A 21,548-nucleotide genomic window follows, 5' to 3' on the forward strand; every position below is an offset into this window, starting at 1 on the left:
CCCTCATGCTGCGCTGCGGCCGTGTCGGCCGGTGTCGACGGAGGGCCTCAGCCGGTACCAACGAAGAGCGCGAGGAGCAGCCACACCACCGGCGCCGTCGGCAGCAGGGAGTCGAGCCGGTCCATGATGCCGCCGTGGCCCGGCAGCAGCGTGCCCATGTCCTTGATGCCCAGGTCGCGCTTGATCATCGACTCGCCGAGGTCGCCGAGCGTCGCGCTCGCCGCCACCGCGAGGCCGAGGAGCAACCCCTGCCACCAGGCACCGTCGTCGATCATGAACTGCATGCACAGCGCGCCCGCGGCCATCGCGAACGCCACCGCACCGAACAGGCCCTCCCGGGTCTTTCCGGGGCTGATCCGCGGGGCGAGCTTGTGCTTGCCGAAGCGCCAACCAACGGCGTACGCCCCGGTGTCGCTGACCACCGTCAGGATCAGGAAGGTCAGCACCCGCTGCGGTCCGTCGTCCGCGGTCAGCAGCATCGCCACGAAGGTCGCCAGGAACGGCACGTAGAAGGCGGCGAAGACTCCCGCCGTGACGTCCTTCAGATAGCCCTCGGGAGGTTCCGTCATCCGCCAGACGAGCACCGCGAGCGCCGTGAGGGCCATGGCCACCCAGGCCCCTTCGGCGCCCCGGACGTAGCCGGCGACCACCATCGCCGCGCCGCCGACCGCGAGCGGGACCAGCGGAGCCTTGATCTCCTTGCGCTCTTGGAGGCGGGAGGTGAGCTCCCACAGTCCGACGACCACGGCGACCGCTATCACTCCGACGAACGCCGGCTTCCAAATGAACAGCGACGCGATGATGACGGCTCCGAGGCCGACCCCGACCCCTATGGCCGCGCCCAGGTCGCGGCCCGCGCTCTTCTTCTGCCGCGGCGCCATCGGGGCGGGCGGCGGAGGCGGGGTGGGGCTGGACATGGGCTCCTGTGGGTGCTCGTGCGGCGTGTCGTCACGGAACAGGGGACCGCTCTGGTGAGCGGCCCCCCGGCCGTGACCGTCCTGGAATCCGCCGGCGGGAACGTCGGGCACGATGGGCATGGGCCGAGTCTGCGCCGCCTGATGCCGATCGTATGCGGGACCCGCCGGGGCAGGCCCCTGGTCGGGTCCCCCACGGCCGGAAGCGGCCGGGGCACCCCAGGAAGAGTCGTTCATCAGACCTCGAGCAGCTCGGCTTCCTTGTGCTTGAGCAGCTCGTCCACCTGCGCGACGTACTTCGCGGTGGTGTCGTCGAGCTCCTTCTCGGCACGGCGGCCCTCGTCCTCGCCGACCTCGCCGTCCTTGACGAGCTTGTCGATGGACTCCTTGGCCTTGCGGCGCACCGAGCGGATCGAGATCTTCGAGTCCTCGGCCTTGCCCTTGGCGACCTTGATGTACTCCCGGCGGCGTTCCTCGGTCAGCTCCGGGAACACCACGCGGATGATGTTGCCGTCGTTGCTCGGGTTGACGCCGAGGTCCGAGTCCCGGATCGCCTGCTCGATGTTGCGCAGCGCGCTCTTGTCGAACGGCGTCACCACGGCCATGCGCGGCTCCGGAACGGAGAAGGACGCCAGCTGGTTGATGGGGGTGATGGCGCCGTAGTAGTCAGCCACGATCTTGTTGAACATCGCCGGGTGCGCACGGCCGGTGCGGATCGCGGCGAAGTCCTCCTTGGCGACCACGACGGCCTTCTCCATCTTCTCCTCGGCCTCGAGGAGGGTCTCTTCGATCACCACTTGCTCCTGCGTGTCGTCGCGTTGTGTCCTGCACGGTGTACGACCGGCAGGGCTCTGTCCATCCCCTTGCGGGGCGGTTCCCCGGTTCGGGTCAGGCCCGGGTGCCCTGGTCGCTCACGAGCGTGCCGATCTTCTCACCCTTCACCGCACGCGCGATATTGCCCTCGGCGAGCAGTTCGAAGACGAGGATCGGGAGGCTGTTGTCCCGGCACAGGGTGATGGCGGTGGCGTCGGCGACCCTGAGGTCGCGGGAGAGCACCTCGCCGTACCCGAGCGCGTCGAACTTGACCGCGTCGGGGTTGGTCTTCGGGTCGGAGTCGTAGACGCCGTCGACTCCGTTCTTGCCCATGAGGAGGGCCTCGGCGTCGATCTCCAGGGCCCGCTGGGCAGCAGTGGTGTCCGTGGAGAAGTACGGCATGCCCATGCCCGCACCGAAGATGACCACGCGGCCCTTCTCCAGGTGGCGCACGGCACGCAGCGGAATGTACGGCTCGGCGACCTGGCCCATGGTGATGGCGGTCTGGACGCGCGAGTCGATGCCCTCCTTCTCCAGGAAGTCCTGCAGGGCGAGGCAGTTCATCACCGTGCCGAGCATGCCCATGTAGTCGGAGCGGGCCCGGTCCATGCCGCGCTGCTGGAGCTCGGCGCCGCGGAAGAAGTTGCCGCCGCCGATGACCACCGCGATCTCCGCGCCGTCGCGGACGACCGCCGCGATCTCACGCGCGATGGCGTGCACGACATCGGGGTCGACGCCCAGGCCGGTACCGCCGGAGAAAGCCTCTCCGGACAGCTTCAGCATGTAGCGGCCGGCCTTCTTGCCGTTGTTGTCGTCGCCCTGTACGGCGCGCTGGTTCATGGATGTCTCCTCGTGCACATACGAAGGAGGCCATTGCCCTGGGTCCTCTCGGTATCCCGTACGGCAATGGCCTCCTCGTCAGATCTGCGATCGTCCTGCGCGTGCGCGGACGACTGCCTCAGACCCTACCGGGGTCCGGTGCCCGTCGCGTTCGCGTACGGACTCAGATGCCGACCTTGATGCGGCTGAAGCGCTTCAGGGTGACACCGGCCTCGTCCAGGATCTTCTGGACGGACTTCTTGTTGTCAAGGGCGTACGGCTGGCCGAGCAGCGTGGCGTCCTTGAAGAAGCCGTTGACGCGACCCTCGACGATCTTCGCGATCGCGGCCTCGGGCTTGCCCTCGGCGCGGGTGGTCTCCTCGGCGATGCGACGCTCGGACTCGACGACCTCGGCCGGGACGTCCTCGCGGGTGAGGTACTTCGGCGCGAAGGCGGCGATGTGCTGCGCGATGCCCTTGGCGACCTCGGCGTTCTCCTTGTCGAGCTCGACGAGGACACCGATCTGCGGCGGCAGGTCAGGCATGGTGCGGTGCATGTACGCGGTGACGAAACCGTCGGCGTACTGCGCGAAGCGGTCGAGGACGATCTTCTCGCCGAGGTTGGCGTTGGCCTCGTCCACGAACGCCTGGACGGTCTTGCCGGCCTCGATCTCGGAGGCGAGCAGGGCCTCCAGGTCGGCCGGGGAGGTCGCGGCCACGTGGGCGGCGAGCGCGTTGGCGACGGCGAGGAACTTGTCGCCCTTGGCGACGAAGTCCGTCTCGCACTTCAGCTCGACGAGGACGCCGGAGGTGTTGTCGTCGGCGATGAGGGAGACGACGGCGCCGTTCTCGGCGGAGCGGCCCTCGCGCTTGGCGACACCCTTCTGGCCCTTGATGCGCAGGGCCTCAACGGCCTTGTCGACGTCGCCGTCGGCCTCGTCCAGGGCCTTCTTGCAGTCCATCATGCCGGCGCCGGTGAGCTCGCGGAGCTTCTTGACGTCAGCGGCGGTGTAGTTCGCCATGAGTCTGTTTCTCTCTCGAAGTCTGAAAGATCGGGCGGGTCCACGGGTGGACGGCGGGAGCTTCGTGGGCCCCCGCCGTCGTCACCCGAAGGTCCTGAAGGACCGGAAGGGTCAGGCCTGCTCGGCGTCGGCGGCCGGAGCCTCAGCCGCCGGGGCCTCGGCCGCCGGGGCCTCAGCCGCCGGGGCCTCAGCGGCCGGAGCGTCGGCGGCCGGAGCCTCGTCAGCCTTCTTCTCACCCTCGAGCAGGTCGCGCTCCCACTCGGCGAGCGGCTCGCCGGCAGCCTTCTCGCCCGGCTTCGAGTCGCCGGTCGCGGCGCCGGAGCGGGCGATGAGGCCCTCGGCGACGGCGTCGGCGATCACGCGGGTGAGCAGGGTGACGGAGCGGATCGCGTCGTCGTTGCCCGGGATCTTGTAGTCGACCTCGTCGGGGTCGCAGTTGGTGTCGAGGATCGCGACGACCGGGATGTGGAGCTTGCGCGCCTCACCGACGGCGATGTGCTCCTTCTTGGTGTCGACGATCCAGACGGCGCTCGGCACCTTCTGCATCTCGCGGATGCCACCGAGGGTCTTCTCCAGCTTGGCCTTCTCGCGGGAGAGGACCAGGAGCTCCTTCTTGGTGAGACCCGAGGCGGCGACGTCCTCGAAGTCGATCTGCTCGAGCTCCTTGAGGCGCTGCAGACGCTTGTAGACGGTGGAGAAGTTGGTGAGCATGCCACCGAGCCAACGCTGGTTGACGTACGGCATGCCGACACGCGTCGCCTGCTCGGCGATGGCCTCCTGGGCCTGCTTCTTCGTACCGACGAACATGATGGAGCCGCCGTGCGCGACGGTCTCCTTGACGAACTCGTAGGCGCGGTCGATGTACGACAGCGACTGGAGCAGGTCGATGATGTAGATGCCGTTGCGCTCGGTGAAGATGAAGCGCTTCATCTTCGGGTTCCAGCGACGGGTCTGGTGACCGAAGTGGACGCCGCTCTCCAGCAGCTCCCGCATCGTGACGACGGCCATGGCCGTATCTCCTTGGGTTTCTCGGTTGTGTTCCTGACACCCCGGCGCGCCATGCCGCGAAGGACCGAAAGGCGCTACCGCCCGTTTCGAAGACGAGTGGCGGGGCGTGCGAAGTCGACTCGGTGACCCGAGTCGCCATAGGAAGTGTACGGGACCCCAGGAGCCGTGGGTGACGAGCTTCTCCACAAGCGTCGAACAGTCCACAGAAAACGTCCGATGCCGTCATGAACCAGACGCGTCGGGGAACCTCCCTCCATGAACCTGATCAGCCTGCTCACGGCCCTGGCCGTCTTGTGGCCGGTGGGTCCGCCCCCACCGGAGGTCCTCCGCGGCTGGCGGCCACCACCCGGCCCTTACGCCGCCGGCCACCGCGGCATCGACCTCGCCGCCGCCCCGGGCACTCCGGTCCTGGCCCCGACCGCGGGGACGATCACCTTCGCCGGCCCGGTGGGGGGTCGCGGGGTCCTCACCCTCACCCTGCTCCGCTCGGGCGCTCCACCGCTGCGGACGACCTTCACCCCGGTGACGCCCCTGCTCCCCACCGGGACGCGGGTGGCAGCGGGCACCCGGATCGCCGAAGTCGCCGTGGGTTCCCACTGTCCCCGCACCTGTCTCCACTGGGGCCTCCTCCGGGGCTCCCGGTACCTGAACCCGCTGCTCCTGATGGGACGGGCCCCGTCGCGCCTCCTGCCCGTCGTCGATCGGGAGCGATCGGAAGGGGGAACCGGGCGCCGCCGGGCGCCCCGGGGCTCTCTCCCCCGGAGGGGAGGGCCTGCGGGGCTCACGGGTCCGTAGAAGGGGCGGCGACCGTGGCGAGCCGGGGGACGGGGCACAGGAAGGGAACACTCCGCAAGCATCGGCACGGGCGACGGTTCGCCGGGAGGGTCAGGCCGGGGGGCCGCCGACGCCGTGGAGGGCCATGTTCACGGCGGCTTCCGCGATGTCCGCCGGGTCCTCGGCCGCACCGAGCTCGATGCGTCGGACGGCGGCGTCGACGACGCCCTGGAGGAGCATGGCGCCCAGACGGGGCTGGGGCTGCCCCAAGGCGGCCAGGGCTTCCACGACCATGGTGACGAGTCCACCGTGCGCGGCACGGATCTTCTCGCGGGCAGCGGCATCGAGTTCGCTCGCCGAGATGGCGACCACCGCGCGGTGACGCCGGTCCCCCACCAGTTCCAGCTGGGTGCGGACATACGCCTCGACCTTGTCCTCCGGCCCGTCGGCGGCGGCCATGGCGGCCTCGACCTCAGCCGCCCAGACGGGGAAGTCGACGGCGCAGAGCTCCTCGACGACGGCGGCGCGCGATCGGAAGTACTCGTACACCGACGAACGGGCGAGGCCCGTGCGCTCGGCGAGGGCGGGGAAGGTCAGCGCCTCCGTCCCTCCCTCGGACAGCAGGGATCGGGCGGCATCCAGCAGGGCGCCGCGCTGCATCGTCCGGTGCTCGGCCACCGAGGCCGCTCGAATCCTGGGCACCGCTCCACTGTACGACCGACCCGTGGCGGTCAGCGCCCGACGTCGGCGAGCTTGGCGCGGAGCTGGAGGACGGACTTGGTGTGGATCTGGCTGACTCGGCTCTCGGTGACGCCGAGGACGTGACCGATCTCGGCCAGGGTCAGGCCCTCGTAGTAGTAGAGCGTGACGACGGTCTTCTCCCGCTCGGGGAGGGTGTTGATGGCCCGGGCTAGCAACCGGCGGAGCTCGCGGTCCTCGGCGACCTCGACGGGGTTGTCGGCAGCCGTGTCCTCCAGGGTGTCCATGAGCGAGAGCCGGTCCCCGCCCTCACCACCGACGTGCAGCAGCTCTTCCAGGGCCACCACGTTCGCCAAGGACAACTGGCTGAAGACCGCGTGCAGTTCCTCCAGCGTGACGTCCATCTCCGCGGCGACCTCGCTCTCGGAGGGGGTGCGACGGAGACGGGCCTCCAAGGTGGCATAGGCGCGTTCGACATTGCGCGCCTTCTGGCGGACCGAGCGCGGAATCCAGTCCAGGGCGCGGAGTTCGTCGATCATGGCGCCACGGATGCGGGTGATGGCGTAGGTCTCGAACTTGATCGCCCGCTCGACGTCGAACTTCTCGATGGCGTCGATGAGGCCGAAGACCCCGGAGGAGACGAAGTCGGCCTGCTCCACGTTGGACGGCAGCCCGACGCTGACCCGTCCGGCGACGTACTTGACGAGCGGCGAGTAGTGCAGGATCAGCTGCTCCCGCAGCCGCTCGTCGCCCGTGTCCTTGTACGAGCGCCACAGCTCGTCGAGCGAGGTCGGTGCGGGCGGTCGCACGGCGCCCCGGGCTGCTGGGGGCACCGCAGCGCGGTCAGACCCGGAGGTGTGCTGGGGCATGCGTTGCCTTGAGCCGTTCTGCTGTCGGGTGTGTCGGTGTGGGTGTCCTGGAGGGAATTCTGGTGAGCGTAGCGTGAGTGAACCGTCGCGGTGCGCGAACATCGGCGGATCGCGCCGCTCCGAGTGGACGCGGTCGATCGCATCTTCGAACCCGGGCCACGGCACGCGTCGGCCCCCCGGGTGCGGCCGAGAGAACTCGATTGTTCATCCCCATCACCCTTTCACCCGAATGCTCCAGGTCAAGTACCGCCTCGCCGCGCGTTCGACGGTTCTGTGGCGGTGTTCGTCAATCGCCAGCCTTCCCCGTGCCGCACGACGAAGCCGAGCGAATGGAGTTCGTACAGCTTGGCAAGGGTGTCATCGGGCGTGGTCCCTGCCCGGTGGGCGATGACGGTGGCGGGGGTCGGACCTCCGGCAGGAATCGCTTCGAGGACGTGTGCGGTCGAGGCTGCGAGGAGGTCGCGGGGCAGGACGGGACCCCGCCGGACGGGAGCGAGCTCACCGATGCCACCGACGAGTTCGACGATCTCCTCGACATCGGTGACGAGAGTGGCGTCGCCGCGCAGGAGTTCGTGGACGCCGGCGGAGAGCGCACTGGTGACGGGGCCGGGGACGCCCATGGTGTGGCGGCCGAGCCGTGCGGCTGCACGGGCGGTCACGAGGGAGCCACTGCGGTGTTGCGCCTCGACGACGACGGTACCGCGGGTGAGGGCGGCGATGACCCGGTTTCGGAGGATGAAGCGGCTCGGGGTGGGATGACTGCCGGGCGGCAACTCCCCGAGGACGAGGCCTTGTTCCGCGATGCGCTGGATGAGCTGGTCATGGCCGCGGGGGTAGGGGCTGTCGACGCCGCAGGCCAGGACGGCAACGGTGGCCCCGGAGGCCGCGAGGGCACCTCTATGTGCGGCTCCGTCAATGCCGTAGGCGGCCCCGGAGACGACGGCCCAACCCTTCTGGGTGAGACCCGCGGCGAGCTCGGCGGCGGTGTGCGCACCGTACGGGGTACAGGCCCGGGCCCCCACGAGCGCGACCGAGCGCAAGGCCCAGGTGCGCAGGTCGGCGGGGCCACGGACCCAGAGCCCGATGGGGCGGGCGTCACCGAGGTCGTCGAGTTGCCCCGGCCACTCGAGGTCGCCGGGGACGAGGAAACGGCCGCCGAGCGCATGGACGGCGTCGAGGTCGTGCGCGGGGCGGGCGGAAGCGGCACGGAGGCGCCAGGAGGCGAGGCGCTTCGGTCCGGTGCCGGGGAAGCACGCGGAGGAATTGCCGTCGCCCTCCGCAAGGAGGCGACCGAGGAAGTCAGCGGCGCCGTACTGGCGGAGCCATCGCCCGGCGTGTTCGTCACCAGGCTCGACCGCGTGGCTGAGGGCGGCGCGGGCCAGCCGTTCATCAGCGGGGGCGGGCACGGTGGGGATGGTCATGGGCGCTCCCCCGCTGCGAAGGACGCTCCGCGGGCAACACCGGTGCGGAGTTCGAGGGCGAGGGCCACGTCCTGGCTTCGGGGTCGGTCGTGCCCGGCCAGATCGGCGATGGTCCAGGCGATGCGGAGGACGCGGTCCAGGCCACGGGCGGTGAGGAGGCCGCGTTCGACATCGTGCTCGGCAGCGGCGAGCGCTCCGGGTGCGGCGAGGTAACGGGTGCGGAGCTCGTGCCCGGGGATCTCCCCGTTCACCCGCCAGGGCGTGTCGGCGAGACGGGTCGCGGCTCGGACGCGGGCTTCGCGGACTCGGTCGGCGACGGTGGCGGTGCGCTCGCCCGGGCCGGTGCGGCCGAGGAGGTCGGCACGGCTGACGGGTTCCACTTCGACGCGGAGGTCGACGCGGTCGAGCAGGGGGCCGGAGAGGCGCGCCTGGTAGCGGCGGACGAGGGAGGCGGGGCATTCACAGCCCGCGCCGTACCGGCCGTGCCTACCGCAGGGACAGGGGTTCGCGGCGAGCGCGAGGAGGAAGCGGGCGGGGAGACGGACGACGCCGGCGGCGCGGGCGATGACGACGTGCCCGGATTCGAGGGGTTGGCGGAGCGCGTCGAGCGCCTTTCCGGAGAACTCGGGGGCCTCGTCGAGGAACAGGACGCCCCGGTGGGCCAGGGAGACGGCACCGGGCCGGGGAAGCCCGTTCCCTCCGCCGACGAGGGACTGCATGGTGGCGGAGTGGTGGGGTGCGCAGTAGGGGGCACGGCGGACGAGGGGTTCCCCGGGCGGCAGGATGCCGGCGACGGAGTGGACCGCCGTGGCCTCCAGGGACTCCTGCCGGGTGAGGGGCGGGAGGATGCCGGGGAGCCGCTCGGCCAGCATGGTCTTCCCGGCGCCCGGCGGCCCGGAGAGGAACAGGTGGTGACCGCCGGCGGCGGCGACCTCCAGGGCGAGGCGGGCACGGTGTTGGCCGGCGACGTCGGCCAGGTCGGGCCCTTCGGCATCGGTCGGGTCGGTCACGAGTCCGCTGCCGAGGCCGGCACCCGGGGCGAGGAGCCCGTTGAGCACGCCGTCGGCCCGGCTGTCGGCGACGTCCTCCTCCGGGACGGGTTCACCGCTGAGGACGGCGATCAACTGGCGGAGGCTGCGGATGCCGAGGACGGAGACGCCGGGCACCAGCGAGGCTTCACCGGCGGCCTGTTCGGGAACGACGACCTGGTCGTATCCGGCGTCTGCGGCGGCGAGGACGGCGGGGAGGACCCCGCGGACCGGGCGGACCCGTCCGTCGAGCCCGAGCTCGCCGATGAGGACGAGATCGGCGACGGTCCGGGGGTCGATTCGCTCGGCGGCGCCGAGCACGGCCGCGGCCACGGCCAGGTCGAACCCGGATCCCCCCTTGGGAACGGACGCCGGGCTGAGGCCGACGGTCAGTTTCTTCTGGGGCCATTCGGCTCCGGAGTTCGTCACGGCCGCACGGACCCGGTCGCGGCTCTCGCTGAGGCTCTTGTCGGGGAGGCCGACGAGGGCGAAGGCGGCGACCCCGGGTTCGAGGTCCGCCTGGACCTCGACGACGACGCCCTCGACGCCGACGAGGGCGACGGAACAGGTGCGGGCGAATCCCATCTCAGGCCACCCCCTGGGCATGGGTGAGCACGGGGGCGCCCCTGCGCGGCACGACGATGCCGACCAGGTCGATACGCACGCCTCCGGCGGGGGTCGGGCCGTCGTGGCGGTCGAGCCAGCAGGCGGCGAGTCGGCGGAGCCGCTCGGCCTTGCGGGGCGTCACGGCCGCCATCGGGTGCTCGTAGCCCCCGTCGCGTCGGGTCTTCACCTCGCAGATGACGAGCGTGTCGCCGTCGCGGGCGACGATGTCGATCTCGCCGGTCCGGCCACAGCGCCAGTTGCGGGCGAGGACGTGCATGCCGGTCGCAGCGAGCCGGCGGCTCGCCAGCTCTTCTCCGTACCGCCCGAGGGCCTGGGTCGCGTTCATGCGGTACCACCTCCGTCACCGAATGTGACGGAGCGGGGCGGTGTGCGTGCGGCCCTGTGGAGGGTCCTGGGGCTGTGGAGAACCTCATCACCCCTGCGGGTGATTCCGCCCGGAAGAGCCCGGACGGGGCGCGGTCTCAGCTGCCGGGAAGTTCGAGGTCGCTCTTGTTGAGCTCCTCGATGTTCACGTCCTTGAAGGTGAGGACACGGACCTGCTTGACGAACCGGGCGGGCCTGTACATGTCCCAGACCCAGGCGTCCGCCATGCTGACCTCGAAGAAGACTTCGCCCTGCACCGAGTGCACCTGCATCTCGTAGTCATTGGTGAGGTAGAAGCGCCGCTCGGTCTCGATCACGTATTTGAACAGCCCGACGACGTCGCGGTACTCCCGGTAGAGCTTCAGCTCCATCTCGGTCTCGTACTTCTCGAGGTCCTCGGCGCTCATGGCATGTTCCCCTTCAGCCGTGCGTCCCCCCATTGTGCGCCAGTTGTGCGCGCCCCTAGACGATTTCCGGGGCGAGGTGCACGGGGGCACTCGGAGGTCCCTCGTCGAGCAGTGCGCGCAGCAGCTCGGCGAGTCTGGTCGGGTACACCGTCTCACGGGCCGCCGACAGTTCGGCGGAAGTCCACCATCTGGAGCCCGCGAGACTGCGCGCCTCGAGCTCCGTGAGCGCCTGCGGCCGGGGCGCCTCCTCGCCCCTTCGGGTCCGGGCCAGGTAGTACCACTCGTCCTGGTCCCAGCGGCGCCCGTCGAAGGGGAAGGAGCAGTAGCGCTTCCACAGCACGGGCCCCAGGTCGACCTCGGTGATCCCGGTCTCCTCCGCGAGTTCGCGGCGTGCCGCCTCTTCCCGGGTCTCGTCGCCCTCCAGCCCTCCGCCGGGCGTGAACCACCAGGTGTTGTCGGGGTCCTCGGGCTCGTGGCCGTGCAACAGCAGGATGCGGTCCTCGGGGTCGAGCAGGACGACCCGGGCGACCCGGCGCACCACGGACCCCGCGTCCCGCCCCGGCACGGCCCCCGGCGTGCGCGCGCTCCTCATGCTCCCACCTTCTCCCGCGGACCGGAGCGGGGCCCACCGGGCCGGTGGCGGGTCAGCAGGCCCGCGACGGGGCCGTACCCGGCTCCGAGGAGGATCAGCACCGTGCCGCTTGCGATCGCGGTGAGCAACGGTTCGAAGGGCCCCGGCCGCGAGATGCCGCCCGGAAGTCCGGCGAAGCCCCTGGGCGGTTCCAGGAGCCCCTTGGCGGGCCAGACGACCGCGTCGACCCTGCCGATGACCGTGGAGCGGGGCACGGATCCCTGTCCGGCCTCCTCGATGTGCGTCCGGGAGTCCAGCGAGGTGTGCCGGTCGTCGCCGAGGAGGAAGAGGTTGCCCGACGGAACGGTCACGGAGAACGCCTGGCCCGAGGCGACCGTCCGGCCGCCGGGCCCGGGCCGCAGGTACGGCTCGTCGACCGGCTCGCCGTTCACGGTGAGCCGCCCGTCCGGGTCGCAGCAGGCGACCGTGTCGCCGCCGACGGCGGCGACCCGCTTCACCATGGGTGAGGAACCCCAGAGGGGATCGGTGAAGACGACGACGTCACCGCGCCGCGCCTCGTCGCCGTCGATCCGCTGGGCCAGGATCTTGGATCCGACGTCGAGGGTGGGGGTCATGGAGTCGGTGGGGACCGTGTAGGGCTGGTAGAGGAGGGCTCCCCAGACGAATCCGCCGAGGAAGAGCACACAGCCGACGGCCACGACCAGCCCCGACAGCACGCTGCCGAGGCGGCCGTGGCCGCCCTTGGTCCGCATGGTTCCGCTCATGTGCCCACCCCGTAGGTCTGTCGACGGTCCGGGACGGCACCCTACCCGCGGGTCACTACTCGGCGGTATGCCCCGCGGCCTGCTTCTTCCTGCGCCACAGGACGAGCGGGACGGCGCCCGCGAGGGCCGCGGTTCCGGCGGGGACGGCGGCCATGGCCTTGTTGAGGGCGGGCTGGTCGAAGACGTCGGGCACCGGGAGCGTGGCCCAGCGGGTGACCGGCCAGGCGATCACGACGGCGCGGCCCACGACCTCGTCGTTGGAAACGGTGCCGCCGCCCGGAAGCTGCTGGTGGAAGCGGGAGTCCAGGGAGTTCTGACGGTTGTCGCCCATGACCCAGATCCGGTCCTGGGGGACCTTGATCGGACCGAAGGAGTCCTGGCAGGGCACGGCTCCGGGGGCGAGGTACTCGCTCTCGTCCAGGGCCACGCCGTTGAGGATGACCTTGCCGCCCTCCTTGCAGGAGATGGTGTCACCACCGACCGCAATGACGCGCTTGATCAGGTCCTTCTCCTCGGCGGACGGCATGAGGCCGATGAAGCTGAGGAACTTCTGCGCGATGTTCGGCTTGGGCGTCTGCTGGCCCTCCAGCCAGCCGCCCGGGTCGTGGAAGACGACGACCTCGCCGCGCTCGGGCTCGGAGCCGAACCAGGGGGTGAGCTTGTCGACGAGGACCCGGTCGCCCTTCTGCAGGGTGTTCATCATCGATTCCGAGGGGATCGAGAACGCCTGCACCAGGAAGGTCTTGATGAGGAGGGCGAGCACCAACGCGATGCCGACGAGCAGGGGAAGTTCCTTCCAGAAGGAACGCGGCTTCTTCGGCTCCTCGCCGGATCCGCCCGCCGCACCGTCGCCGTCGCCCGGCGCGTCACCGCCCGGCGGATGCGGCTGCTGGTCGTCCGTCACGTCGCCACCCGTCGTGTCATCGCCGAAGGCCCCGTCGGCCCTCTTCTCGGGCCCATCGTGTCCGGATCGTGCGCCGACGGCCAAATCCCCCACATCCACTCCTCAGTCCGTGCGAACGCCCGCCCCGGGTCAGGGACGGGCCCACCACTCCCATAACGAGCAGAAGTTCCGCAGGGGTCGGGAGCCCGGGCAATCCGTTCAGATTCCGCTGGGACACACTATGCGACGGACCGGACGCCGTCTCGGCACCCGCACGGGCGTCCGGGACCCCGGAGAAGGTTTTCCGCTCCTCCAGGCGCCGCCAGTGCCCGAAGGGCCAGGCGATCACCACGGCGCGCCCGACCACCTGCTCCTCGGAGACGGTTCCGTGCTCCTCCTCGTCGAGGTGGAAGCGGGAATCGGCCGAATCGGAGCGGTGGTCCCCGAGGACGAAGATGCGCCCCTGCGGCACCTCGACCTCGAAGGGGATCGTGGACGGCGGGTTCCCGGGGTACAGGTACGGCTCGTCCAGCGGTACGCCGTTGACGCTGATCCTCCCGTCCTCGCCACAGCAGCGGACGGTGTCGCCACCGACGGCCACGACCCGCTTGATGAGGTCCCGGTCGTCGGCCGAGGGCAGCAACCCGATGAAGGTGAGGGCCTGCTTGGCCTGCTTGATGCCGATCGGATCGTCTGCGGGGGGCTCGACGTCGTGCTGGAGCCAGTTGCCGGGGTCCTTGAAGACGACGACGTCACCGCGTTGGGGGCGGGAGCCGAACCAGGGGGTGAGTTTGTCAACGAGGACCCGGTCGTCGATGCGGATGGTCTGTTCCATCGAGCCGGAGGGGATCACGAACGCCTGGACCAGGAAGGTCTTGAGGACGAGCGCGATCAGCACGGCCACGGTGACCAGGATCGGGATCTCCCGGAGCGCGGAGCGCTGTCGGCGCCGCTTGACCTTGCGGGCGAGCTTGCGGCGCTCGGCCCGCCCGGGAAGGGCGGTTTCCTGTCCGGAGCCGTGGGCGGACCCTCCGGGCGGCCGGCCCCGGCTACCCATGGGCTCCCGCCCCGTGTCCGCCGGTCGGCGGGGCCGGTACGGCGCCGAAGGCATCGGTTCCGGGCACGACGGCCCAGCGTCCGAAGGGCCAGACGATCCAGTCGGCGCGGCCGACGACCCGATCGACCGGGACCATCCCTCCACCGGGGCTGCCCAGATGGTCACGGGAGTCGCTGGACTGGCTGCGGTGGTCGCCCATCACCCAAAGCCGGTCCGGCGGGACGACGATGTCGAAGGGCACGCCGGAGGGCCGGTCGCCCAGCATCACGTACGGCTCCGCCACGGGTTCGCCGTTGACGGTGAGCCGGCCGTCCTGGTCGCAACAGACGACCCGGTCGCCGCCGATCCCGATGACCCGCTTCACGAAGTCGGTCTCGTCGGGTTCGGCGAGTCCGAGGGCTGCCGCACCGTCCTGGAGGAGTCCGGTGACCGGGTTGCCGCGGGGCGGTTCCCCCACGAAGGAGCCGGTGCCGTCGAAGACGACGAGGTCACCGCGGCGCGGCTCGCTGCCGAAACGGTACGCCAACTTGTTCACGAGGATCCGGTCGCCGACCTGGAGCGTCGGTTCCATGGAACCGCTGGGAATCAGGAACGGCTGGATCACGAAGTGGCTCAGGAGCAGGAGGAAGGCCACGCAGGCAGCTCCGACGAGAGCCGTGCGCCGCCAGGAAGAGCCGACGGGTCGCCCCTCCTCCACGGCTCCGTCCGCCTCGCCCGCGCCGGCGGAGCGGTCGGTCTGCGCGGAACGGTCTGTCTCCGCGGTCCGGTCGGACCGTGCGGGCCCCTCGGGCTCCGGGGCCCCGGGAACGCGCGCGGAGCGCGACCCTTCCTCCGCGGGGGAGGAGGGGTCGCGCTCCGTGTGCTGTGCTTCGGTGTCCATCGCTGGCAGAGCCTATCCGGCTTGCCTGTGCGAAGGCCCGGAAGCGTCGAGCGTGCCGGGAGCCGTGGCTCAGCGGTCGCGCTTCTCCTTGATCTTGGCAGCCTTGCCGCGCAGCTCGCGCAGGTAGTAGAGCTTGGCGCGACGGACGTCACCGCGGGTCACGAGCTCGATCTTCTCGAAGATCGGGCTGTGCACCGGGAAGGTGCGCTCGACGCCGACGGAGAACGAGACCTTGCGGACCGTGAAGGTCTCGCTGACGCCCGAGCCCTGGCGGCGGATGACAACGCCCTTGAACTGCTGGATGCGGGAGCGGTTGCCCTCGATGACGCGAACGTGGACGTTCACGGTGTCGCCGGGACGGAAGGCGGGGAGGTCGGAGCGGAGCGTGCCCGCGGTGACCTGGTCGAGCAGGGAGGCCATGGAGGTCTCTTTCCTCGCTGATGCCACAGGTCATCAGCGGTACGTTCGAAAGGATGGTGATTCGGCGTCGTCCGCTCCTGGCGGCGTCTTCCCCCTGTGGCAGGGGCGCACACCGGACGTACGACAGCGGCCTATTATTCCACGCCTTCGACCTTGCGCCAAAATCGGCCGCCGGGCTCGGGAGCCCACCCCATCATGGACAGGATCTCGCGGTCCTTCTTGTCGAAGGCTGCCGGATCGCAGCGCTCGATCAGGTCGGGCCGGTGGGCGGCGGTCCGCCGGAAGGCCTCGTCGCGCCGCCAGCGGGCGATCTTGCCGTGGTGTCCGCTGAGGAGGACGTCGGGAATGCCCCGGCCGCGCCACTCCGGGGGCTTGGTGTAGACGGGGCCCTCCAGGAGGTTGGCCATGGCCCCGGGGGCGAAGGAGTCGTCCCGGTGGGACTCGGCGTTGCCGAGGACACCGGGCAGCAGACGGGCCACGGCCTCGGTCACGACGAGGACGGCGGCTTCCCCTCCGGCGAGGACGTAGTCCCCGATGGAGACCTCGTAGACGGGCATCCGGGTCGCGTACTCGTCCATGACGCGGCGGTCGATGCCCTCGTAACGGGCCGGGGTGAAGATCAACCAGGGGCGCTCGGAGAGCTCGACGGCGACCTCCTGGGTGAAGGGGCGACCGCTGGGGGTCGGGACCACGAGGACCGGCCCGTGGGCGCCGGCCTCATAGCCGTCGGCGAGCGCCTGGTCGAGTGCCTCGCCCCAGGGCTCGGTCTTCATGACCATGCCGGGACCGCCGCCGTAGGGGGTGTCGTCGACCGTGTTGTGGCGGTCGTGGGTCCAGTCCCGCAGGTGGTGGACGTGGACGTCGAGCTGCCCCCGGGCGCGCGCCTTGCCGACGAGGGAGACGTTCAGCGGTTCGAGGTACTCGGGGAAGATCGTGACGACGTCGAGCCTCATGCCCGTCCCTCGCCCTCGTCCCGGGAGGAGACGATCTCGGCGCGGTCGTCGATCAGGCCGGGCGGCGGGTCGATCACGGCCCGCTGCTCCTCCAGGTCGATCTCGGTGACGATCTCGCCGACGAAGGGGATCATCAGCTCGGTTCCGTCGGCACGTTCGACGATGAAGAGGTCCTGGGACGGCAGGTGGGAGATCTCAGTGATCCGGCCGACCTCGGTGCCGTCGGCAAGGACGACGTCGAGGTCGATCAGCTGGTGGTCGTAGTACTCGTCCTCCTCCTCGGGCAACTCCGTGGGGTCGACTTCGGCGATGAGGACGGTGTTGCGCAGGGCTTCGGCGCCGTTGCGGTCGCGCACGCCCTCGAAGCGCAGCAACAGCCGGCCGCTGTGGACACGGCCGCTCTCGATGGTCAGCGGCCCGACGGAAGCCGGGTCGGTGAGCAGCACGGCACCGGGGCCGAGCCGCAGCTCGGGCTCGTCCGTCCGCACCTCGACGGTGACCTCGCCCTTGATGCCGTGGGCGCGGCCGATCCGCGCGACTACCAACTGCACTGCTCCACACTCTCCTGTCACACAGCTCGTACGTACGACAACGGGCCGGGGCGGGCTCTTCAGCCCTCCCCGGCCCGTGCCGGCACAACTAAGGTGATGCTGCCGACCTGCTCAGCGAACCTGGTCCACGTCGACGAGGTCGACGCGGATCCCACGGCCGCCGATGGCGCCCACGACGGTGCGCAGCGCACGCGCGGTGCGGCCGTTGCGGCCGATCACCTTGCCGAGGTCCTCGGGATGGACCCGGACCTCCAGCACACGGCCACGGCGCAGGTTGCGCGAGGCGACCTGCACCTCGTCGGGGTTGTCGACGATGCCCTTCACGAGGTGCTCGAGAGCCTCCTCGAGCATGATCAGGCCTCGGTCGACTCGGTGGACGCGGCCTCGGCCTCGTCCGCCTTCTTGTCGGCCTTCTTGGCCTTCGGGGTGATGGCCTCACCCTTGTCGTCGCCGCCCTCGAGGGACTTCGCGAACTCGTCGAACGAGGCGCGCTTGGCCTCCTTCGTGGCCGGGGCCAGCAGCGGCTTCTCCGGGGCCGGGAGGCCCTTGTGCTTCTGCCAGTCGCCGGTGAGCTTCAGGATGGCGAGGACGGGCTCGGTCGGCTGGGCGCCGACGGACAGCCAGTACTGCGCACGCTCGGAGTCGACCTCGATGCGCGACGGGTTGTACGTCGGGTGGTAGAGGCCGATCTCCTCGATCGCGCGACCATCGCGGCGGGTGCGCGAGTCGGCGACGACGATGCGGTAGTGCGGCTGGCGGATCTTGCCGAGGCGCTTGAGCTTGATCTTGACTGCCACTGGAGTGGTGTCTCCTGGTCTTGACGTGGTTGGGCACTTGAGATGCCACGTGGGGTTGCGGTACTCGGATGCCCGATGGACGCGTCAGCCGGAGGAGAGAGGGGTCCTATGCGACTGTCGAGTACAGCTAGCCATTGTGCCACACGCCGCGGGGTCAGTTGGCGGCGCCCACCGTCTCCGGGATGCGGAAGGGCTTGCCGCACCCACCGCAGACGATCGGGGCCTGGGCCAACACCGAGGGGACCACGCGCACGTTGCGCCCGCAGTCACAGACGGCCTTGACCCGGACGCCGCCGCCCGAGGACCCGTGCCGGGCGGCCGGTCCGCGGAAGGAGCGCTTGGTGTCGGCGGCGGTGGCGACCGTGTGCGCCTTGAGGGCGCGCTGCAGCCGCTCGATGGTCGGTCGATAGCGCCGCCTCGCCTCGGGGGTGAGCGTGACCAGGGAGAAGCCGCTGCTCGCGTGCGGCTCCTCGGGGTGGTCGAGGCCCATCTCCTCGGCGATCGCGAGGAATCTGCGGTTGTGGTAGCGGCCGGCGCGGGAGGTGTCACGGACCCCTCGGGCGGCGGCGATGCCGTGGACTGCTTCGTGGAGCAGTCGCTCGAAGGAGAGTTCGGCGCCACAGGCGGACGAGGACTCTCCGATCAGGGACTCGGGCGCGGCAAGGTCGGGCAGCTCGGGGTGGTGCCGCTGAATGTCGGCCCACGCCTGTGCCAGCTCTGCGGCGAGAACAGGTGGTGTCGTGCTCACGTCGTGTACAACGAGCCGACCCGCCCCCGGGTTCCATTCCGGGGCATCCCAAATATTTTGCACGTACCCGTCAGTTGCCGTTGATGCGTCCTGACGAGGGCCACTGCCCCGATCTGCGGAGAAGTCACGCAGGGAACGCCAAGCCGGTGCGTAGTAGCGCATACGCCCCGGCGCGTAGTCATGGCGCGCACGCCCCGGGAAGAGCCGGGCGGCCGAACGGCCTGCCACGTGCGAGGACACTATCGGGTCCGCACGCAAGGCGGCGCACCGCCCCACCCCGGACGAATCGGTCCGGCACGAGCACTGGACGCGGCCCGGGATGCGCAGTTCCCTGGCTACGGGGGGCTGTCGTCCGAGCACGGATTGGGGCGCTTTTCCATGACACCTACGCTCGTCCCGCACCACCCCGCGCGAGACTGGGCCGAGATCCAAGAACGCATGCTGGTCCCGCTCTACGAAGCGGTGTACGACCGGCTCGGCGTGGGCACCGGCTCCCGGCTGCTCGGCCTGGGCTGCGGCTCCGGTCTCGCGCTCCTGATGGCGGCGGCACGGGGCGCCCGGGTGGCCGGCGTCGAACGGGACCACGCACGCGCGGAACTGGCCGCCGAGCGGCTGCCGGAAGGCGTCCCCCTCACGGAGGAACCCCCGGAGGACCTCCGGTACGACGTGGTCACCGCCTTCCACGCACCGGACGGACTGCTGCCCGAACTCCTCCGCCTCACCCGTGTGGCGCAATCGGGCACGTCCTTCGTCCTCGCCGGCTGGGGACCGCCGGAGCAGTGCGCCACCGAACCGATGCTGCGGATCGCGGACCGGCTCGCGGACCGCCGTCCCGCCCCGGGGCCCGACCTGGCGTCGGTGGCCGCCGCGGCCGGGTTGCGGCCCACCGGCTCGGGCCGGGTCGCCTGCCCCTTCGGATACGCGGACGAGGGCAGCGCGGTGCGCGGCTTGCTCTCGACGGGTGCCTTCGACGAGGCGGTGCGGGCGACCGACCTCTCCCAGGTGGAGAAGGAGGTCGAGGAGGCGCTCGCGCCGTACGTCCGCCCGGACGGGACGGTGTGGATGCCGAACGTCTTCCAGTACCTCGTCGCCCGGGTGGCCTGAGCCCCCGCTGCCGTGCCCGCTCCCGCCCTCAGGCCCCCTTCCCCAGACGGGGGATCCCCGCCGCGCGGTAGGCCGCGTCCTCTTCCAGGGTCTCGTTCGCCAACAGGGCCGCGGCCAGTGCGTCCAGTTTGTCGCGGTGCTCGCGGAGCTGCCGCACCGCGCTCTCGTAGCACTCGTCGACGATCCGGCGCATCTCCTCGTCGACGGTGTCGAGGGTCGCGGGGGCGGCCGAGAGGCCGTACGCCTGCTGGGCGTCGCTCGGGATGGCGGTGAGCCGGCCGACGCGCTCGCTCATGCCCCAACGGCCCGCCATGCCCCGGGCGATGTTGGTGACCTGCTCCAGATCGCTCTCGGCACCGGTGGTGATGACCCCGAAGACGACCTGTTCGGCCGCCATCCCGCCGAGGGCGCCGATGATCCGCCCCCGGAGGTAGTCCTCGGTGTAGGCGTACTTGTCGGCGTCCGGGGTCGACAGGGTGACGCCGAGGGCCCGGCCGCGCGGCACGATGGTGATCTTGCGGACCGGGTCGGCACCGGGTTGGAGCATGCCGAGCAGGGCGTGGCCGCTCTCGTGGTACGCGGTGCGGCGCCGCTCTTCGGGCGGCATCACGAGCGGTCGTTCGGCACCGAGCTGCACCTTCTCCAGGGCGTCGGACAGGTCGGACTGGGTGACGGCCTTCTGCTCGCGCTTGACCGCGAGGAGGGCCGCCTCATTGGCCAGGTTGGCGAGCTCCGCACCGGTCATGCCGGGGGTCGTCCGGGCCACGTGCTCCAGGTCCACGTCCTCGGCCAACGGGATCTCCCGCGTGTGGATCTTGAGGATGGCCTCGCGGCCACCCCGGTCGGGAGGGTTGACGTGGACGATCCGGTCGAAGCGACCGGGGCGGGTCAGGGCCGGGTCCAACACGTCGGCGCGGTTCGTCGCGGCGAGGACGACGACCCCTTCGGAACCGGTGAAACCGTCCATCTCGGTGAGGATCTGGTTGAGGGTCTGCTCCCGCTCGTCGTGCCCTCCCATTCCGGAGCCGCCGCCCCGGGCCCGGCCGATCGTGTCGATCTCGTCGATGAAGATGATCGCGGGGGCGACCTTGCGGGCCTCCGCGAACAGCTCGCGCACCCGGGAGGCGCCGACGCCCACGATCATCTCGATGAACCCGGAGGCGGAGGCCGAGAAGAACGGCACCCCGGCCTCCCCCGCGACGGCCCGGGCGAGGAGGGTCTTGCCGGTGCCGGGAGGGCCCGCCAGGAGCACGCCGCGGGGCATCTTGGCACCCATCTCGCGGTAGGCCTGCGGATTCTTCAGGAAGTCGACGACGTCGTTGAGCTCGCCCTCCACCTCGTCGATGCCGGCGACGTCGGCGAAGGTGGTGCGCGCGCCGCCCTCCAGCTCCACCGGCTTGGGCGGGGTCTTGCGACCGAGCATGCCGCCCGCACCGCCCATGCCCGCGCTCATCCGGCGGGCGATGAACACCCACAGCACGACGAGCAGCAGCATCGGCGCCAGCGAAATGAGCAGGTTGGCAAGGAAACTGCGCTCCTGGACGACGGGCTCGGCGGTGACCACGACGTTCTGCTGGGTCAGCTGCGCCCACAGGTCGTCGTCGGCGAAGGCGGGCCGCTGGGTCTGGAACTTGGTGTAGTCGCCCTTGCCGTCGGGGACGGGCTGCTTCTCCTTCAGTTGCCCCTGGATCGCATCGCCCTTGGAGTAGATCTTGGTGACGTTCCCGGCGGCGACCTGCTTGTCGAACTCGGTGTACGAGATGGTCGGCCCGTCGCCCTCGTTGAAGAAGGACAGGACGATGTTGGCGATCAGGTACACGACGAGGGCGGTGAGGATGAGGCTGCCCCAGCCACCCGGCATCCTCCTCCTCGGCGGCGGGGGCGGCGGGGCCCCTTCCGAGCGCCAGGGCTGATCGGTCCGGTCGCGCGGGGGTACGGGGTTGGCCACGTGGCTCTCCTCGGGGCGGCAGTGGCCCCAGTATCGAAGAGCGGCACCCTCCCGGCACCGCGGGCGGAGCGGTGGGGTGAAGGGAGGG

25 protein-coding genes are annotated in these 21,548 nt (G+C 70.7%); 2 read left to right on the plus strand and 23 right to left on the minus strand.

Features of this window, described 5'->3' with window-relative positions:
• Nucleotides 1-47: 47 nt before the first annotated feature.
• From ACFW2Y_RS24140 to rpsB, 5 genes are all read right to left on the minus strand, one after another.
• Entirely contained in the window at nt 48-1,151 is a 1,104-nt protein-coding gene (locus tag ACFW2Y_RS24140) for a phosphatidate cytidylyltransferase (protein WP_384882891.1), read from the minus strand.
• Complete coding sequence (gene frr, locus ACFW2Y_RS24145; protein ID WP_055641105.1) at nt 1,151-1,708, minus strand: ribosome recycling factor; 558 nt, start codon at nt 1,706-1,708, stop codon at nt 1,151-1,153. The genes ACFW2Y_RS24140 and frr overlap by 1 nt, the downstream gene beginning before the upstream one ends.
• 94 nt (nt 1,709-1,802) lie before the next feature.
• Nucleotides 1,803-2,567, minus strand: a complete 765-nt coding sequence (pyrH, locus tag ACFW2Y_RS24150) for a UMP kinase (protein WP_384882895.1) — start codon at nt 2,565-2,567, stop codon at nt 1,803-1,805.
• A 163-nt stretch (nt 2,568-2,730) separates the two neighbouring features.
• Entirely contained in the window at nt 2,731-3,567 is an 837-nt protein-coding gene (tsf, locus tag ACFW2Y_RS24155; RefSeq protein ID WP_384882897.1) for a translation elongation factor Ts, read from the minus strand.
• A gap of 111 nt (nt 3,568-3,678) precedes the next feature.
• Nucleotides 3,679-4,575, minus strand: a complete 897-nt coding sequence (gene rpsB / locus ACFW2Y_RS24160; protein ID WP_384882900.1) for a 30S ribosomal protein S2 — start codon at nt 4,573-4,575, stop codon at nt 3,679-3,681.
• 255 nt (nt 4,576-4,830) lie between these two features.
• Between rpsB and ACFW2Y_RS24165 the strand changes: the two genes are divergently transcribed.
• A complete protein-coding gene (locus ACFW2Y_RS24165) occupies nt 4,831-5,370 on the plus strand; it encodes a M23 family metallopeptidase (RefSeq protein ID WP_384882903.1) in 540 nt (179 codons plus the stop codon).
• Between the two features lie 90 nt (nt 5,371-5,460).
• On the opposite strand, the gene ACFW2Y_RS24170 is transcribed toward ACFW2Y_RS24165, so the two are convergent.
• The 17 genes from ACFW2Y_RS24170 to ACFW2Y_RS24250 form a co-directional block, all read right to left on the minus strand.
• Entirely contained in the window at nt 5,461-6,027 is a 567-nt protein-coding gene (locus ACFW2Y_RS24170) for a TetR/AcrR family transcriptional regulator (protein ID WP_384882950.1), read from the minus strand.
• A 53-nt stretch (nt 6,028-6,080) separates the two neighbouring features.
• On the minus strand, nt 6,081-6,917 hold the full coding sequence (whiG, locus tag ACFW2Y_RS24175) for an RNA polymerase sigma factor WhiG (protein ID WP_384882906.1): 837 nt from the start codon (nt 6,915-6,917) through the stop codon (nt 6,081-6,083).
• Nucleotides 6,918-7,156: 239 nt separating this feature from the next.
• A complete protein-coding gene (dprA, locus tag ACFW2Y_RS24180) occupies nt 7,157-8,338 on the minus strand; it encodes a DNA-processing protein DprA (RefSeq protein ID WP_384882909.1) in 1,182 nt (393 codons plus the stop codon).
• The gene (locus tag ACFW2Y_RS24185; protein ID WP_384882912.1) at nt 8,335-9,951 is read right to left on the minus strand and encodes a YifB family Mg chelatase-like AAA ATPase; all 1,617 of its coding nucleotides are present in this window, start codon (nt 9,949-9,951) and stop codon (nt 8,335-8,337) included. Before ACFW2Y_RS24185 ends, dprA begins: the two co-directional genes overlap by 4 nt.
• A gap of 1 nt (nt 9,952) precedes the next feature.
• Nucleotides 9,953-10,318: a YraN family protein gene (locus ACFW2Y_RS24190; RefSeq protein ID WP_384882915.1), complete on the minus strand. Its 366-nt coding sequence runs from the start codon at nt 10,316-10,318 to the stop codon at nt 9,953-9,955.
• Between the two features lie 136 nt (nt 10,319-10,454).
• Nucleotides 10,455-10,763, minus strand: coding sequence for a DUF2469 domain-containing protein (locus tag ACFW2Y_RS24195; protein WP_005311352.1), 309 nt, complete (start codon nt 10,761-10,763; stop codon nt 10,455-10,457).
• A gap of 55 nt (nt 10,764-10,818) precedes the next feature.
• Nucleotides 10,819-11,355, minus strand: a complete 537-nt coding sequence (locus ACFW2Y_RS24200; RefSeq protein ID WP_384882918.1) for an NUDIX hydrolase — start codon at nt 11,353-11,355, stop codon at nt 10,819-10,821.
• Nucleotides 11,352-12,119: a signal peptidase I gene (lepB, locus tag ACFW2Y_RS24205; protein WP_384882921.1), complete on the minus strand. Its 768-nt coding sequence runs from the start codon at nt 12,117-12,119 to the stop codon at nt 11,352-11,354. Before lepB (ACFW2Y_RS24205) ends, ACFW2Y_RS24200 begins: the two co-directional genes overlap by 4 nt.
• 55 nt (nt 12,120-12,174) lie before the next feature.
• A complete protein-coding gene (gene lepB, locus ACFW2Y_RS24210; RefSeq protein WP_384882953.1) occupies nt 12,175-13,107 on the minus strand; it encodes a signal peptidase I in 933 nt (310 codons plus the stop codon).
• Nucleotides 13,040-14,059, minus strand: a complete 1,020-nt coding sequence (gene lepB, locus ACFW2Y_RS24215) for a signal peptidase I (RefSeq protein ID WP_384882924.1) — start codon at nt 14,057-14,059, stop codon at nt 13,040-13,042. The genes lepB (ACFW2Y_RS24210) and lepB (ACFW2Y_RS24215) overlap by 68 nt, the downstream gene beginning before the upstream one ends.
• Nucleotides 14,052-14,939 (minus strand): signal peptidase I, encoded by an 888-nt coding sequence (lepB, locus tag ACFW2Y_RS24220; RefSeq protein WP_384882927.1) that lies wholly within the window; start codon nt 14,937-14,939, stop codon nt 14,052-14,054. Before lepB (ACFW2Y_RS24220) ends, lepB (ACFW2Y_RS24215) begins: the two co-directional genes overlap by 8 nt.
• 69 nt (nt 14,940-15,008) lie before the next feature.
• On the minus strand, nt 15,009-15,359 hold the full coding sequence (gene rplS / locus ACFW2Y_RS24225) for a 50S ribosomal protein L19 (RefSeq protein ID WP_384882929.1): 351 nt from the start codon (nt 15,357-15,359) through the stop codon (nt 15,009-15,011).
• A 134-nt stretch (nt 15,360-15,493) separates the two neighbouring features.
• Nucleotides 15,494-16,312, minus strand: a complete 819-nt coding sequence (gene trmD, locus ACFW2Y_RS24230; protein ID WP_384882932.1) for a tRNA (guanosine(37)-N1)-methyltransferase TrmD — start codon at nt 16,310-16,312, stop codon at nt 15,494-15,496.
• Nucleotides 16,309-16,863, minus strand: a complete 555-nt coding sequence (gene rimM / locus ACFW2Y_RS24235; protein WP_384882935.1) for a ribosome maturation factor RimM — start codon at nt 16,861-16,863, stop codon at nt 16,309-16,311. The genes trmD and rimM overlap by 4 nt, the downstream gene beginning before the upstream one ends.
• A gap of 111 nt (nt 16,864-16,974) precedes the next feature.
• A complete protein-coding gene (locus tag ACFW2Y_RS24240; protein WP_383447305.1) occupies nt 16,975-17,214 on the minus strand; it encodes an RNA-binding protein in 240 nt (79 codons plus the stop codon).
• 2 nt (nt 17,215-17,216) lie between these two features.
• Nucleotides 17,217-17,660, minus strand: a complete 444-nt coding sequence (rpsP, locus tag ACFW2Y_RS24245; protein WP_384882938.1) for a 30S ribosomal protein S16 — start codon at nt 17,658-17,660, stop codon at nt 17,217-17,219.
• Between the two features lie 154 nt (nt 17,661-17,814).
• A complete protein-coding gene (locus tag ACFW2Y_RS24250; RefSeq protein ID WP_384882941.1) occupies nt 17,815-18,408 on the minus strand; it encodes a hypothetical protein in 594 nt (197 codons plus the stop codon).
• 378 nt (nt 18,409-18,786) lie between these two features.
• On the opposite strand from ACFW2Y_RS24250, the gene ACFW2Y_RS24255 reads away from it, so the two are divergent.
• Complete coding sequence (locus ACFW2Y_RS24255; protein ID WP_384882944.1) at nt 18,787-19,512, plus strand: methyltransferase type 11; 726 nt, start codon at nt 18,787-18,789, stop codon at nt 19,510-19,512.
• A 28-nt stretch (nt 19,513-19,540) separates the two neighbouring features.
• Here ACFW2Y_RS24255 and ftsH read toward each other — a convergent pair whose 3' ends face one another.
• Entirely contained in the window at nt 19,541-21,460 is a 1,920-nt protein-coding gene (gene ftsH, locus ACFW2Y_RS24260) for an ATP-dependent zinc metalloprotease FtsH (protein WP_384882947.1), read from the minus strand.
• Nucleotides 21,461-21,548: the final 88 nt, after the last annotated feature.

The sequence above is a fragment of the Streptomyces sp. NPDC058877 genome (assembly GCF_042742855.1).
Taxonomy (GTDB): Bacteria; Actinomycetota; Actinomycetes; order Streptomycetales; family Streptomycetaceae; genus Streptomyces.

What these genes read in the sequence shown, in the direction of transcription:
- ACFW2Y_RS24140 (WP_384882891.1), bottom strand. Translation starts at nt 1,151, where the DNA reads ATGAACGACTCTTCCTGGGGTGCCCCGGCCGCTTCCGGCCGTGGGGGA.
- pyrH (WP_384882895.1), bottom strand. Translation starts at nt 2,567, where the DNA reads ATGAACCAGCGCGCCGTACAGGGCGACGACAACAACGGCAAGAAGGCC.
- tsf (WP_384882897.1), bottom strand. Translation starts at nt 3,567, where the DNA reads ATGGCGAACTACACCGCCGCTGACGTCAAGAAGCTCCGCGAGCTCACC.
- rpsB (WP_384882900.1), bottom strand. Translation starts at nt 4,575, where the DNA reads ATGGCCGTCGTCACGATGCGGGAGCTGCTGGAGAGCGGCGTCCACTTC.
- ACFW2Y_RS24165 (WP_384882903.1), top strand. Translation starts at nt 4,831, where the DNA reads ATGAACCTGATCAGCCTGCTCACGGCCCTGGCCGTCTTGTGGCCGGTG.
- whiG (WP_384882906.1), bottom strand. Translation starts at nt 6,917, where the DNA reads ATGCCCCAGCACACCTCCGGGTCTGACCGCGCTGCGGTGCCCCCAGCA.
- dprA (WP_384882909.1), bottom strand. Translation starts at nt 8,338, where the DNA reads ATGACCATCCCCACCGTGCCCGCCCCCGCTGATGAACGGCTGGCCCGC.
- ACFW2Y_RS24185 (WP_384882912.1), bottom strand. Translation starts at nt 9,951, where the DNA reads ATGGGATTCGCCCGCACCTGTTCCGTCGCCCTCGTCGGCGTCGAGGGC.
- ACFW2Y_RS24190 (WP_384882915.1), bottom strand. Translation starts at nt 10,318, where the DNA reads ATGAACGCGACCCAGGCCCTCGGGCGGTACGGAGAAGAGCTGGCGAGC.
- ACFW2Y_RS24195 (WP_005311352.1), bottom strand. Translation starts at nt 10,763, where the DNA reads ATGAGCGCCGAGGACCTCGAGAAGTACGAGACCGAGATGGAGCTGAAG.
- ACFW2Y_RS24200 (WP_384882918.1), bottom strand. Translation starts at nt 11,355, where the DNA reads ATGAGGAGCGCGCGCACGCCGGGGGCCGTGCCGGGGCGGGACGCGGGG.
- lepB (WP_384882921.1), bottom strand. Translation starts at nt 12,119, where the DNA reads ATGAGCGGAACCATGCGGACCAAGGGCGGCCACGGCCGCCTCGGCAGC.
- lepB (WP_384882924.1), bottom strand. Translation starts at nt 14,059, where the DNA reads ATGGGTAGCCGGGGCCGGCCGCCCGGAGGGTCCGCCCACGGCTCCGGA.
- lepB (WP_384882927.1), bottom strand. Translation starts at nt 14,939, where the DNA reads ATGGACACCGAAGCACAGCACACGGAGCGCGACCCCTCCTCCCCCGCG.
- rplS (WP_384882929.1), bottom strand. Translation starts at nt 15,359, where the DNA reads ATGGCCTCCCTGCTCGACCAGGTCACCGCGGGCACGCTCCGCTCCGAC.
- trmD (WP_384882932.1), bottom strand. Translation starts at nt 16,312, where the DNA reads ATGAGGCTCGACGTCGTCACGATCTTCCCCGAGTACCTCGAACCGCTG.
- ACFW2Y_RS24240 (WP_383447305.1), bottom strand. Translation starts at nt 17,214, where the DNA reads ATGCTCGAGGAGGCTCTCGAGCACCTCGTGAAGGGCATCGTCGACAAC.
- ACFW2Y_RS24255 (WP_384882944.1), top strand. Translation starts at nt 18,787, where the DNA reads ATGACACCTACGCTCGTCCCGCACCACCCCGCGCGAGACTGGGCCGAG.